12 protein-coding genes are annotated in these 13493 nt (G+C 74.4%); 4 read left to right on the top strand and 8 right to left on the bottom strand.

The annotated features are described in order from the left end of the window. Window positions 1–32: 32 nt before the first annotated feature. Window positions 33–1292, top strand: coding sequence for a hypothetical protein (locus tag LXM90_RS20325; protein ID WP_234081026.1), 1260 nt, complete (start codon window positions 33–35; stop codon window positions 1290–1292). Here the strand turns inward: LXM90_RS20325 and LXM90_RS20320 are convergent. Then, window positions 1264–2769 (bottom strand): PLP-dependent aminotransferase family protein, encoded by a 1506-nt coding sequence (locus LXM90_RS20320; RefSeq protein WP_020093445.1) that lies wholly within the window; start codon window positions 2767–2769, stop codon window positions 1264–1266. The two genes, LXM90_RS20325 and LXM90_RS20320, sit on opposite strands and share 29 nt — an antisense overlap. A gap of 98 nt (window positions 2770–2867) precedes the next feature. Between LXM90_RS20320 and LXM90_RS20315 the strand changes: the two genes are divergently transcribed. Together LXM90_RS20315 and LXM90_RS20310 are read left to right on the top strand one after the other, a co-directional pair. After that, the gene (locus LXM90_RS20315) at window positions 2868–3494 is read left to right on the top strand and encodes an FMN-binding negative transcriptional regulator (RefSeq protein WP_020093444.1); all 627 of its coding nucleotides are present in this window, start codon (window positions 2868–2870) and stop codon (window positions 3492–3494) included. After that, on the top strand, window positions 3491–4207 hold the full coding sequence (locus LXM90_RS20310; RefSeq protein ID WP_234081025.1) for a GNAT family N-acetyltransferase: 717 nt from the start codon (window positions 3491–3493) through the stop codon (window positions 4205–4207). Before LXM90_RS20315 ends, LXM90_RS20310 begins: the two co-directional genes overlap by 4 nt. A 6-nt stretch (window positions 4208–4213) precedes the next feature. On the opposite strand, the gene LXM90_RS20305 is transcribed toward LXM90_RS20310, so the two are convergent. Both LXM90_RS20305 and LXM90_RS20300 read right to left on the bottom strand, forming a co-directional pair. Further along, entirely contained in the window at window positions 4214–5761 is a 1548-nt protein-coding gene (locus tag LXM90_RS20305; protein ID WP_042670578.1) for a GMC family oxidoreductase, read from the bottom strand. Continuing rightward, window positions 5758–7185: an alpha/beta hydrolase gene (locus LXM90_RS20300; RefSeq protein ID WP_026604972.1), complete on the bottom strand. Its 1428-nt coding sequence runs from the start codon at window positions 7183–7185 to the stop codon at window positions 5758–5760. The genes LXM90_RS20305 and LXM90_RS20300 overlap by 4 nt, the downstream gene beginning before the upstream one ends. A 125-nt stretch (window positions 7186–7310) precedes the next feature. On the opposite strand from LXM90_RS20300, the gene LXM90_RS20295 reads away from it, so the two are divergent. Further along, complete coding sequence (locus tag LXM90_RS20295; protein WP_020093440.1) at window positions 7311–8063, top strand: GNAT family N-acetyltransferase; 753 nt, start codon at window positions 7311–7313, stop codon at window positions 8061–8063. 49 nt (window positions 8064–8112) lie between these two features. Here LXM90_RS20295 and xseA read toward each other — a convergent pair whose 3' ends face one another. From xseA to LXM90_RS20270, 5 genes are all read right to left on the bottom strand, one after another. Further along, entirely contained in the window at window positions 8113–9813 is a 1701-nt protein-coding gene (gene xseA / locus LXM90_RS20290) for an exodeoxyribonuclease VII large subunit (protein ID WP_020093439.1), read from the bottom strand. Window positions 9814–9922: 109 nt separating this feature from the next. After that, window positions 9923–11395, bottom strand: a complete 1473-nt coding sequence (locus LXM90_RS20285) for an MDR family MFS transporter (RefSeq protein WP_020093438.1) — start codon at window positions 11393–11395, stop codon at window positions 9923–9925. A 182-nt stretch (window positions 11396–11577) separates the two neighbouring features. Continuing rightward, window positions 11578–12894 carry an MFS transporter gene (locus LXM90_RS20280; protein ID WP_020093437.1) on the bottom strand — a complete coding sequence of 439 codons (1317 nt, stop codon included), beginning with the start codon at window positions 12892–12894 and terminating at the stop codon, window positions 11578–11580. Next, complete coding sequence (locus tag LXM90_RS20275) at window positions 12894–13100, bottom strand: ribosome modulation factor (protein ID WP_020093436.1); 207 nt, start codon at window positions 13098–13100, stop codon at window positions 12894–12896. Before LXM90_RS20275 ends, LXM90_RS20280 begins: the two co-directional genes overlap by 1 nt. A 67-nt stretch (window positions 13101–13167) precedes the next feature. Further along, the gene (locus LXM90_RS20270; RefSeq protein ID WP_020093435.1) at window positions 13168–13425 is read right to left on the bottom strand and encodes a DUF6894 family protein; all 258 of its coding nucleotides are present in this window, start codon (window positions 13423–13425) and stop codon (window positions 13168–13170) included. Window positions 13426–13493 lie beyond the last annotated feature (68 nt).

Genomic DNA, 13493 nt, shown 5'->3' with positions numbered 1-13493 from the left:
ACCGCGTCCGAACCGGCCGCGCGGGCGTCACGATGAGCCAAGTCCTATCCGGGCCAGTCCCGTCCGAGATCCTGCTCGTGCCCCGGGGCGAGGCCGGGCACTTCCTGCCGGCGGCCCTCGGCTGGCTGGGCAAGCGGGTCACCGTGACCGCCCAACCCGGCCCGGCGAACCACGTCCTCTGCCTGCCGGTCCTCGATTTCGTGCGTCTGGGCTTCCCGGAGGCGAACGGGCGCCTCGACCTCCTCGAACCGGGGGACGCCGAGAACCTCCGCGCCGGGCGCGCCGCGCTGCTCCTCGACCTCTCGAACGAGGGGCCGGGCCTGCACGCGCCGACCTTCGAAGCGCTGCACCGGAACCTCGAAGAACGCGGGATCCCGCGCGAGCGGGTGATCCTGGTCACGCAGAACCGGCTGCTGCGGCTCGACTACGAGCGGCTCTACGGCGAGGGCCTGCGGTTCTGGACCTTCGAGTTCTTCCCGCTCCAGGTCGCCCTCTGGCTGGACGACGCCGAGGGTCCGCGGCTCTTCCCACAGCACCCCCTCGACCGCACCGGCTACGCGCCCTTCGCCCGCGCCGCCGGCCCGGCCCGGTTCCTCTGCCAGAACGCGGCCCTGCGCTGGCACCGGGTGCTGCTCTACCGCTGGTTCCAGCTCAGCGGGCTGGACCGCGACGGGCTGATCTCCTTCCACGGCATCGGCGAGGACAACCCGAAGGCGGGCGGCATCGACGTCTTCCACGCCCCGCCGGAGATCGAGGCGGCCTTCGGGCCGCTGCTCGCCGATGTCGGCAGCTGGATCCCGCGCCGGGCGCGGCGGATCGATGCCGATCAGGGCACCGACATGGTCATGACCCTCGACACGCAGGCCTACGCGGCGTGCGACCTGACCGTCATCTCGGAGACCGACTTCTTCGAGCCGGGCGTCGAGCGGATCACCGAGAAGTCGATCAAGGCGGCGGCGACGGGCCTGCCCTTCGTGACGGTGGGCGCGCCGCGCGCCGTCGCGCGGCTGTCCGAGCTGGGCTTCGAGACCTTCGGCGGCCTGATCGACCACCACTACGACCTCGTGTCCGACCCGGCCGAGCGGCTGCCGCTCGTGTTCCGGTCGATCGAGCGCGCCTGGGCCGCGTGCCGGGACGACCGGGCGCGCTGGCACCGCCTCGCCCGCGAGCAGGCCGAGGCCAACGTGGCCCACGCGCGGCGCGGATTGCTGCCGCAGTACGAGCGGGTGATGGTCGCGCCGCTGATCGAGCGGCTGAACCGGTTCATGGAGACGGGCGCGATCCTCCACTGACCGCCGCCCGCAGGACCTCCGCCATGCGCCGCACCGCCGGCTCGATCGCCCGCTCGGGCACGGCGGCGTAGCCGAGGAGCAGGCCCGGCTCCGCCGGTCCGGCGTGGTAGGCCGAGAGCGCGACCGCCGAGATCCCCGCGCGGCCGAGCGCCGCCGCGGCGGCCACGTCGGTGAGGGCCGGGCCCCAGGCCGGCCCCGGCCGGGCGATGACGTGCATCCCGCCCTCCATGGCGGCGATCGCCGCGACGTCCCCGGCGTGGCGGCGCGCGGCCTCGATCAGCGCCTCCTGGCGCAGGGCGTAGAGGCGGCGCGTCCGGCGCAGATGGCCGGCGAGGTGGCCGTCCTCGATGAAGCGCGCCAGCGCCCACTGGCCGATCCCGGGCGGGGCGGGACCGGTCTCGGCCAGCGCCTGATTGACCGGCGCGACGAGGCCGCGGGGCAGCACAAGGTAGCTCAGGCCGAGGGCGGGCAGCAGCAGCTTCGAGAAGCTGCCGACGTAGATCACCCGGCCGCCGCGATCGAGGGCGCGCAGCGGCGCGAGCGGGCGCCCGGCATAGCGGTAGGCACCGTCGTAATCGTCCTCCACTATCCAGCCCGAGCCCGCCTCGGCCCAGGCCAGGAGGTCCAGGCGGTTCTCCAGGCTCATGGCGTGCCCGAGGGGGTAATGGTGGGCCGGCGTCACCACCGCGAGCCGCGCGCCGGGCGCCCCCGCGGCGGCCAGGGCCACCGACAGGCCCCCGGGACCGACCGGGACGGGAATCGGGTTCAGGCCGGCGCCGGCGAGGGCCTGCGCGATGCCCGGGAAGCCGGGCTCCTCGACCAGGGCGGTCTCGCCGGGATCGAGGAGCAGTTCGGCGAGCAGGCGCAGGCTCTGTCGGATACCCGCGGTGACGATGACGTCGTCGGCCTCGCAGGCGACGCCGCGCGCCTGGGCCAGGTAGGCGGCGATGGCGGCGCGCAGGGCCGGCGAGCCGCGCGGGTCCGGCCGCTCGGTCGGGCCGTGGCGCCACTCGGCCTGGAGCAGGCGACCCCAGACCTCGAAGGGGAAAGCGTCCTGCGCCGGCCGGCCCAGCGCGAAGGCGTCGGGCACGCCCGCACCCGCCATGTAGCGCCGCGGCGGCGCGGACACGAGGCGGGTGCCCCGACGGGACAGGGTCGGGGCCGGCTCGTCCCCCGGGCGTCGGAGCAGGCCGGGCGCGGGCAGCGCGTCGTCCGGCAGGGTCGCGGCGACGCGCGTCGCGGAGCCCGGCCGCGCCGTCAGGTAGCCCTCCGCGGTCAGCTGCTCCAGCGCCAGGACGACGGTCCCGCGCGCGCAGCCGAGGTCGGCGGCCAGGACCCGCGAGGCCGGGAGCCGGGCCCCGCGCGGCAGCCGGCGCTCGAGGATCGCGGCGCGCAGGCCCTCTCGGAGCTGCGCGTGCAGCGGCGCCGCGGCCGCGGTGTCGAGGGTGAGCGTCAGGGGCAGGGGAGCCCGGGCCATGCGGAAAACTGGTCCAGTCACAGCGCGAGAATTGGACCTTTCGCCTGGACCGCCGAACGGTCAAGCCCGGATCCGCAACATCGCCGCAGGACAGGCCCATGTACCAGCCGCCCCATTTCCGGGACGATTCACGCGCCGCGCAGCACGCGCTGATCCGCGCCAACCCCCTCGGCCTGCTGGTGACCGCCGGCGCGGGTGGCCTGACCGCCAACCCGATCCCGTTCCTCTTGGACGACGACGGTCCCCACGGGGTGCTGCGGGCGCATCTCGCCCGCGCCAACCCGCAGGGTCAGGATCTCGCCGCGGCGGAGGAGTGCCTGATCGTGTTCCAGGGGCCGCAGGGCTACGTCACGCCGAGCTGGTACGCGAGCAAGCGCGAGCACGGCCGGGTGGTCCCGACGTGGAACTACGCCACCGTCCATGCCTGGGGCCGGCCGCGGATGATCGAGGATGCCGACTGGCTCGGGCGCCAGATCGCCGACCTCACCGCCCTGCGCGAGGCGTCCCGGGCCGAGCCGTGGGCGGTCGCGGACGCGCCGGCGCCGTTCGTCGCCGCGCAGGTTCGGGGCATCATCGGCATCGAGATTCCGATCACGCGGGTCGAGGGGAAGTGGAAGATGAGCCAGAACAGGCCCGAGGCCGACCGGCACGGGGTCATCGCGGGGCTGCGCGCCGAGGGCGAGGCGGGTCTCGCCGGGCTGGTCGCCGAGCGGAGCGGGCTGTGAGCGCGCGCCTCAACGGCTTCGGCCAGCCCGTCGGCCCGGCGCTGCCGGACTGGAGCCCGCGCCCGCGGCCGCCGCGCACGCCCCTGGAGGGCCGCTTCTGCCGGCTCGTGCCGCTCGACGCCGCGGCGCACGCGGACGCACTCTACGCCACCTACAGGGCCGCCCCCGACACGCGCGGTTGGACCTATCTCGGCGACGAAATGCCGGAGAGCGCGGAGGCCTACCTGGCGCGCCTCGCGCGGCAGCAGACGAGCGAGGACCCGCTGTTCCACGCGATCCTGGATCACGCGAGCGGCGACGCCCTCGGGATCGCCTCGTATCTCCGGATCGATCCCGCCAACGGCGTGATCGAGATCGGCCACCTCCACTTCGGCCCCCGGCTGCAGCGGGCGCCCGCCGCCACGGAGGCCATGGCGCTGATGATGGCCCGGGCCTTCGACGAGCTCGGCTACCGGCGCTACGAGTGGAAATGCGACAGCCTCAATGCCCCGTCCCGGGCGGCGGCGCTGCGGCTCGGCTTCACCTTCGAGGGCATCTTCCGCAACGCCGTGGTGGTGAAGGGCCGCTCCCGCGACACGGCATGGTTCTCCATCACCGATACCGAGTGGCCGCGGGCGCGCGCCGGCTTCGCGGCGTGGCTGGACCCGTCGAACTTCGACGGGGCGGGCCGGCAGCGGCGCGGGCTCGCGGACCTGCGCGCCGCCGCGGGCTGAGCCGGCTCAGGGGCCGCCGGCCAGGAACGCCTCCGCGCTGCGCAGGCTGAGCGCCATGATGGTCAGGGCCGGGTTCGCCGCGAGCGAGCTCGGGAAGGTCGAGCCGTCGCAAATCCACAGGTTGTCGATGTCGAAGCTGCGGCCGTGCGGGTCGACGACGGCGCTCGTCCCGTCGCGGCCCATCCGGCAGGTCCCGAGCGTGTGGGCGACGCGCTCCAGCACCCAGACGTCGTCGGCCCCCGCCTCCTCCCAGAGATCGCGCATGACCTTGGTGGCGTGCGCGTTGAGGCGGTTCTCGTTGGTGCTGTAGCCGAAGCTGATATGGGCCTTGCGCATCCCGTGCGCGTCGGTCTCGTCGGCGAGGGTCAGCACGTTTGCGTCGCAGGGCAGCGTCTCGCCGTTGATGCCGATGCCGGCGAAGTGGTTGTAGCGGTCGAGGTAGTCGAGCAGCGGCTGCCCCCACAGGCCGCGCCCCCGCGCCGCCGAGTTGCCGAAGGTCAACGGCACCACGCCGAGGCTCTGGATCAGGTAGCCGCCGGCGAAGTCGGCGCCGGCGCGGATGAAGTCCTCGGTGATCAGCGAGGACGGATAGCCCCGGTTCATGCGCACCTCGTGGTCGAAGGTGCCCCAGACCTGGGTCGCCACGTGCCCCATGTAGTTGCGCCCGATCTGGCCGCTGGAATTGGCCAGGCCGAGATGGAGCAGCAGGCGCGGCGTCTCGACCGCTCCGGCGCAGAGGAAGACGGCGCCGCAGCGCTGCCGCCGCTCCGCGCCGTCCTGCCGGTAGACCACGCCGGTGATCCGGCCGTCGGCGCCCCGCTCCAGGCCGTGGACGAAGGCCTCGGCCCGGATCTCGGCGCCGCGGGCGACCGCGTAGGGTAGGTAGGTCACGTCCATGCTGGCCTTGGCGCCCGTGCGGCAGCCCTGGTGGCAGAAGCCGCAATTGATGCAGGCGTTGCGGCGGGGCCCGTCCTCGGACTGGAAGTCCCGCGAGACCACGGCGGCGGGCGCGTCCGCCCACCGGATGCCGCGGGCCTCGCAGGCCCGCGCCATGATCTGCGCCGGCCCGTTCCGCGGGACGGGGGGCAGGGGATAACGGCGGCCGGCATCCCACGGATAACTCTGCGCGCCGGAGACGCCGAGGAAGCGCTCGACCCGCTCGTAGAACGGGAGCAGGTCCTCGTAGGACAGTGGCCAGTCGACCCCTTCGCCGCTCTCCGTGTGTAATCGGAGGTCGCGGGCGTCGGCCCGGGGCACGAAGGCGCCCCAGTGCAGCGTCGAGCCGCCGACGCCGGTCCCGCTGTTGTTCGCCCCGAAGGCCTCCGGGGTCGAGCCGCCGCTCAGCCGCTCCTCGGTCCAGTAGATCTCGTCGGCCAGCGTCTCGTCGAAGGCGAAGCGCTCCGGGGTGAAGTTCGGTCCGGCCTCCAAGGCCACGACCTTCAGCCCCGCCGCGGCGAGGCGCGCGATGAGCGGCGCGCCGCCGGCGCCCGTCCCCACCACGACCGCGTCGACGGCCTCGTCCGCGCGGTAGGTCCGCATCCCCGCGAGGTTCATCGTCCCGCCTCCGTCCGCAGCGCCCGCGGCTCCCAGGGTTCCGGCGCGTCGAGTCCGACGGCGTGGAAGCCCGGCAGGCCGTCCGCGATCTCGCCCGGCCGGTCGCCGCCGGCACCGATTCCCGAGAAGCCGATCCGCGCCAGGGCCGCCGGATGGCCGAGCCAGAGGCGGACCGCGTCGGCGCGGAGATCCTCGAACCAGAACCGCATCCGGTCGGCGTCGAGGCGGCCGCCGAGGCTCTCCGGAACCTGCAGCGCGGCGCGCGCGCACAGGGTGAGCAGCCCGTCCTGCTCGGCCGCGTCGAGGGTCACGAACGGGCGGTTGCGGGCGATGCGGGCGGCGGCGTCGAGCGTCCGAAGGGCGGCGCGGTAGGCCTCCGCGTCCGGCGGCAGGGCCGAGAAGCGCCAGCCGTCCCCGTCGCCGGAGGAAAGCCGCCGGTCGAGGCGGCCGGCCAGATCGAGGTGCGGCACCGGCACGACGCGGGCGAGGGCGGCCCGCAGGATCGCGAGTTCCACCGGGTCGAGGGCCGCCGGCCGATAGGCGGGATCGCCCGGCGCGGCGCGTTCCGCGAGCGCCTCACGGAGGCGGCTGTTCACGCGCTCGGAGGCGATCAGCGCCGCGTAGTCCGGCGGCACCGCCGGGCCGGCCTCGACGGGCGGCCGGGGCCGGTCACCGAGATGGGCGCGCAGGTGGTCGGCCAGGGCCGCGGGCCGCTCCAGCGGCAGGAGGTGGCCGACGCCGTCCACGGTGACGAGACGATGGTGCGCGAGGTGGGGCGCCGTGAGGGCCCGCTGCGCGTCAGGCCCGAGGTCGGCATCCTCGGACCCCGCGAGGACCAGCGCCGGGGTGCGCAGGACGCCGACCCGGCGGCACCAATCCTCGTTGGCGCCCTCCTCGAGCCAGGCTTTCCAGGCGGCCGGCTCGGCCCGCAGGACATCGGCCACCGCCCGCGCCTCGCTCTCGGGATCCAGGCCGTCGCCCACGTTGGCGCGCACGAAGGCCTCGGCCTCGCGGCGCCGGGTCTCGGGATCCGCGTCGATCCAAGCGAGCATGTCGGCGCGCCGGTCCTCCGGGATCGGCTCCGGGCTCGGCGGCGAACCGGAGACCAGGACGAGGTCGGTGAGCCCCGCCAGCCCCGCCTCGCCATCCTCGGCCCGGCGCGCGAGCGCCAGCGCAACCTTGGCCCCCATGCTGTGGCCGGCAATCGCGTAGCGCGCCGGAGCCCGCGCGCGGATGGCCTCGGCCACGTGATCGGCCATGGCGGCGACGGAGTAGCCCGGCGTGCCGGCGGCATCGCCGAAGCCCGGCAAGTCTACGGGCACGCAAGTCAACGGCGTCCCGTCGAGGGCGCGCGCGAGACGCTCCCAGCTTCGGGCACTTCCGCCCAGAAAGTGCAGGCAGAACAGGACTTCGGGCTCGGACATCGGCGAGACATCGCGCGGCGCCGGAATGCTTCAAGCGTACGCGACGCCGCATGGCCGAAGTCTTGTCTCGGACTCATTGGCCGAGTCGTGGCCGCGTGCGATCAGGAGCATCGGAGGAGGCGGCGATGGCGGATCTCGAACAGGCCTGGCGCGTGGAGGAGGCCTGCCTCAACGCCTGGCCGAGCCCGCGCGAGCTCCTGGTCCACGGCTACCTGCTGCGCGCCGCCGGCGGCCGCTCGAAGCGGCAGAATTCCGTGAACCCCATGCGCGGGAGCGGCGCGCCCGGACCGGCCATCGCGGCGGCGCGCGCGATCTACGGCCGCCTGGGGCAGCGCCCGATCTTCCGCGTGCCGGCCATCGCCCCGCAGATGGAGCCGCTCCTCGCCGGCGGCGATTACGATGTGGTCGACGAGACCTGCACGCTGATCCGCAGTCTCGACGACCTGCCGATTGCGCCCGATCCGGCCGTGGCGGTCGCCGCGGCGCCCGGGCCGGACTGGCTGGCCCTGCGCGACGCGGTGAACCGCGCGGATGAAGCGGCCGCGCGGGTGTTCCGCGACACCGTCGCCGCCCTGGCCCTGCCGCGGGCCTTCGCGGCGGCAGCGGCCGCGGGGGGCATCGGCGCCATCGCCTTCGGGGTGCTCGACCGGGAGCTGATGGTCATCGAGGCGGTGGCGACGCCCGAACCCCTGCGCGGCCGCGGCCATGCCCGGCGCGCGGTCGGCGCGCTGCTGCGTTGGGGCCGCGGGGAGGGCGCCCGGGCCGCCTGCCTGCAGGTCGTGGCCGCGAACACGCCGGCGCGGGCGCTCTACAGAGCACTCGGATTCGAGCGCGAACTGTACCGCTATCACTACCGGGTCGGACCGGAGCCCGGCTGAGACGCGGGGGGTCGCGGGCCGGCCCTTACATCCGGCCGCGGCGACCGTTTCAGGCGTCGAACAGCGAGCCCTGCCGCGTCGGGGCGGGGCTCGCGCCGGTCCGTTTGCCGGCCGTCGCCGGCGCGGCCGCGCCGCCGCGCCGGGCGGGCTTCGCGGACGGGGATGGAGCGGCCGACAGGGACGGATCGGCAGTCCCATCGGGCACGGCCGTCACGGTCCCGTCGGCGAATTGCAGGCTGAGGCGCTGGGCGGCCGCCGCCTCCGCGGCGCGGCGGACGGGCAGCCCCGCGGCGTCGCGTACCAGCACGTAGCCCCGGTCGAGCACCGCGCGGTAGCTGAGTGAGCCGAGCAGGCCCGCCAGACCGTCGAGCCGGTCGCGACGACGCTCGATCCCGCGCGCGCCCGCCTGGGCGAGGCGCTCCGACAAGGCGAGGAGCCGGTCGGTGCGGCGCGCCTGCAGCGCCCGGGCCCGTTCCAGGCTGGCCTCGCGTGCGACGACGAGGCGGCGCCCGAGCTGGACCAGGGCCTCGCCCTTGCGCTGGACGTCGTTGCGCAGGGCGTGGAGCGGCCGGTGGTCGATCCGCGCCAGCCGGGCGCGGGCGTTGGCGAGGGCCACGTCGGGCGAGCGGCGGGCCATCCGGTCGAGGAGCAGCTGGAGCCGCGCGCGGTGGCGGCTCGCGCCCGCCGCCAGCGCCGGGGCGAGGCGCGCCTCGGCGAGGTCGAGCCGCTGGCGCTTGGCCGCCAGCAGGGCGTCGGCGCTCGGAAGGGCGCGTCCGAGGGCGCGCAGGTCCGACCGGTCGCGGTCGATCCGGCGCCCGACCGCCCCCCGGCCGCGGGCCGACAGGTCCGCCACCGTGGCGATCAGGTCGGCGCGGACCGGCACCGCCATCTCGGCGGCGCCCGTCGGGGTCGGCGCGCGGCGGTCCGAGACGTAGTCGATCAGCGTGGTGTCGGTCTCGTGCCCCACCGCCGAGATCAGCGGGATCGCGCTCGCGAAGGCGGCGCGGACGACGCATTCCTCGTTGAAGGCCCAGAGATCCTCGATCGAGCCGCCGCCGCGGGCCACGATGAGCACGTCCGGGCGCGGGATCGGCCCCCCGGCCGGGAGGGCGTTGAAGCCGCGGATCGCGGCCGCGACCTCCTCGGCCGCGCCGTCGCCCTGGACCCGCACCGGCCAGACGAGGACCGGACGGGGAAAGCGGTCCTCCAGCCGGTGGAGGATGTCGCGGATCACCGCGCCGGTCGGCGAGGTGACGACGCCGACGACCCGCGGCAGGTAGGGGATCGGCCGCTTGTGGTCCGGCGCGAAGAGGCCCTCGGCCGCGAGCTGCTTCTTGCGCTCCTCCAGGAGCGCCATCCAGGCGCCGAGCCCCGCGGGCTCCAGGCTCTCGATGACGATCTGGTACGAGGACTTGCCCGCGAAGGTCGTGATGCGGCCGGTGGCGACGACTTCCAACCCCTCCTGCGGCCGCTGGCGCAGGCGTCCGAACACGCCCTTCCAGACCACCGCGTCGATCCGCGCCTGCCCGTCCTTCAGGGAGAAATAGGCGTGGCCCGAGCCGTGCTGGCCGCGATACCCCGAGATCTCCCCGCGCAGCCGGACGTGCCCGAAGGCGTCCTCGAGGGTGCGCTTCAGGGCGCCCGCGAGCTCGCCGACCGACCATTCCGGCTGGTTGGCGTTGAGCACGCTGGTCGGCGGGATGTCCGCCGCTTGCTGGGCTGCGGGGCGCGGGGGCGGCACGAGGGGCATGAGCCGACGCTAGGGGCCTCCGGCGGGACAGTCAAAGGCCCGCTGTGGAGACGGGATCGCTCGGCCGGCGCCGCGCCTGCGGCGCCTCTCCCTCGGCGAATGCCGCCCCCTACTCGACGGCGAGCTCGCGCGGCCGGTCGGAGATCGCCACCGGCGGGACCAGCAGCGACAGGAGCAGGGTCAGCCCCGCCACGGCGAACACCGTCCAGAACGTGCCGTGCAGGGCGTGCTCCAAGCCGGCCCGGATCGCCTCGCCGCCGGCCCCGAGACTTGCCGGATCGTCGAGCAGGCGCCGCAGCTGATCGGAGTTCACCGCCGGGCCGCTCGACGGGTTCGCGAGCCGGTAATTCAGCACCGCCCCGAGGACGGTCGCGCCGAGGGTCGAGCCGAGGTTGCGCGAGAAGATGTTGGAGGCCGTCGCCGCCCCGCGCTGCGCCCAGGCGACGCTGTCCTGGATGATCACGATGGCGGCCGTGGACAGGAAGCCCATGCCGAGCCCCATCACGACCGAGCCGCAGGCCGCCACCGCCGGGGAGGTATCGGGCCCGAGAGCCACGAAGGCGACCGCGCCGAGGGGCAGGAGCGTCGCGCCGACCAGCAGGATCGGGCGCAGGCCGAACCGCACGAAGCTGCGCGCCGCCGTCGTGGCGCCGATCGGCCAGCCGAGCACCATCAGGGTCAGGGTCAGTCCGGCGATCAGGGGCGACTGCCGCATGACGCCCTGCACGTACATCGGCAGGAACGCCGTGAGCCCGATCACCGTCATGCCGGAGAGCAGCGTCGCGGTGTTGGCGGTCGCGATGGGGCGCTGCAACCACAGGCGGATGTCGAGCATCGGGTCCGGCGCGCGCCGCTCCTGGACGACGAACAGAGTCGCGGCCACCACGAAGGCCACCGCCGGCCACAGGGCGGCTTCGGCCGACTCGCCCGCCTCGGTCAGCGCGATCATCAGCGCCGCGATGGCGGCGGTGAACAGGGCCGCACCGATCGCGTCGATCTGGCGCGGGCGGCGCTCGACGCCCTCGTGGAGGAAGCACAGGAACAGGCCGGCCGCGATCACGCCGATCGGCAGGTTGATCCAGAAGATCCAGGGCCAGCTCAGGTGGCCGATGATCAGGCCGCCGACCAGCGGGCCGGCCACCGACGAGATCCCCCAGACACTCGCGAGGTAGCCCTGGACCTTGCCGCGTTCCCGCACCGCGTAAAGGTCGCCGATGACGGTCAGGCTCACCGGCTGGATCGCCCCGGCGCCGACGCCCTGGATGAGGCGGAACAGGATCAGCGAGGGCATCGACCACGCGAGCCCGCACAGGAGGGAGCCCGCCAGGAACACCGCGATGCCGAACAGCAGGACTGGCCGGCGTCCGTAGAGGTCCGAGAGCTTGCCGAACACCACCGTGGTGGCCGTCTGCGTCAGCAGGAAGGACGCGAACACCCAGGCGTAGAGGTGAAGGTCGCCGAGATGACCGGCGATCTGCGGCATCGCCGTCGAGACGATCGTCGCCTCGATGGCGATCATGAACATCGACGCCATCACCGCGGCGAGGACCAGCGGGCGGCGCGTCTCGAGGGACTTGGGCATCGGGCCGATCTAGGCCCGCCGCGCCTGCACACCTAGCGTTGGCTCGGGCAACCGGCCTCTCCGCGGCGAGATCCGTGCGCGGGCGCACATCCGCTCGGTGTCGGCCCCGCGATGGGCGCATGGATGACCCGCCCTGATGCAGCACGTGCATACATAATGCGGAACGCCCCGGCGCGACCGACTCAGGCCTCCGCGTCGGCGTCGAGGTCCCTTCCGCGGGTCTCGGGCAGCAGGAACGCGGCGATCGTCCCGACGAGGCTGAACGCGGCGAGGTAGTAGGCCGGCGCGAGCCGGTCGCCGGTCGCGGCGATCAGCCAGTTCACCACGTAGTTCGTGCTGCCGCCGAACACCGAGACGGAGACCGCGTAGACGATCGACAACCCGGCGCTGCGCACCGCCCGCGGCAGGGCCTCGGGAATGCCGACGATCACGGCCGCCGCGTTGATGGACGACAGCGCCGAGAGCAGGAAGGTGACCGCGTAGACGCTGGCAGCGCTCGGCGCCCGCACCACCCAGGCGAAGGCCGGGACCGCCAGGATCAGGATCAGCGCCCGCGGCCAGATCATCACCGGTCGCCGCCCGTACCGGTCGGCCAGCCAGCCGCCGAGCAGCGGGAAGATCACCGAGGCGAGCCCGAGGGCGATCGGCACCGCCGTGGCGGCGGTCTCGCTCAGGCCGAGGGTCGCGCCTGCGAAGACCGGCATGTTGGTGCCGACCGCGTTCGACACGGTCGAGGCCGCGATGACCAGGAAGGTCAGGCCCAGCAGGCGGCCGTGCTCGCGCAGGAGCCGGCCGACCACCGCCATCGTCGAGGCCGCCGCGTGCGGATCCTCCTCGGCGCCGGCGGTCTCGGGCAGGTGGCTGCGGATGATGAGGCCGACCGGTACGACGCACAGGCCGAGGGCGAACATCAGCCGCCAGCCCCACTGCGCCATCGCTTGGTCGCCGACCGCGAGCGCCAGGGCGGTCGCGATGATCCCGGCGAACAGGGCGGCGCAGCCCTGGCTGGCGATCTGCCAGCTCGTCACGAAGCCGCGCCGGTCCGGGGGCGCGGCCTCCAGCAGGAAGGCGGTCGAGGGACCGACCTCGCCGCCGAGGGCGAGGCCCTGCACGAGGCGTCCGGCGATGACGATGACCTGCGCCCAGCCGCCGATCGTCGCGTAGGAGGGGCAGGCGGCCAGCATGAGCATGCCGACGGCCATCAGCGCGATGGTGATCAGCATCGCGGGCTTGCGGCCGGCCCGGTCCGCGAAGGCGCCGATCAGCACACCGCCGATGGGCCGCATGACGTAGCCGATGCCGAACAGGGCGAGCGATGCCAGCAGGCTGTGGGTCGGGTCGTTCGCCGGGAAGAAGGCCTCGCCGATCGGCTTGGCGAAGAAGGCGTAGACGGTGAAGTCGTAGAATTCGAGGGCGTTGCCCAGGACGACGGCCCCGACCGACTTGCGGTCGAGAGTCGAATGATGCGCGCCGGGATGCGGTGCGGTCCGGGCGTCCATCAGCGGGCCGACCCGTCGACCGGGTGCTTGGCGAGACCGCCGGTCACGGGCGTCTCGCCCTCCGCCAGGGCCGCGTCGTAACCGGCCAGCCAGAGCGCGCGCGCCTCCGTCCCCTCCGCGTAGGGGCAGGCTTCCCGGGCGAGCCCTTTGGCGGGCGCGGCCCGGCCGAGGGCGCGGGCATCGAGGTCGTTCGGTGGCGTATCCATACGGGCGCAGCTCCGTTCCGGTGGGCTGCGGCGCGATGTAGGGCGCGGAGCGCGCGCGTCGCCGATCTCAGTGACGCGTCGGGTCCGCGTCGGCGGGCAGCGCCACGGCCTCGCTGAACGGGAATTCCAGCACGACCTCGCCGTCGTCGTCCGTGACCACGAGGCACGCCGTCATCAGCCGGGCCTGATCCTGCGGCTGGCGCAGGGCGGCGCGGATCGTCTCCCGCGCCGCCTCCCAGGCCGCGTCCGGATCCCGAAGCTCGATCCCGGTCGGGTCGGAGATGACGTCCTCGCCGATCTGCGTGTGGAAGAAGTAGCGCGGCATGGTCTTCACCGATTGCAGGGGTGCCGCCCCGGGCGGAGCGACCCACGACAGGTGGTGATGGCCGCGCG

Source organism: Methylobacterium oryzae (assembly GCF_021398735.1).
In the GTDB taxonomy this organism is placed as follows: Bacteria; Pseudomonadota; Alphaproteobacteria; order Rhizobiales; family Beijerinckiaceae; genus Methylobacterium.
Note: the sequence above shows the minus strand (reverse complement) of the source record. Positions and strands in the feature narration are given on the sequence as shown.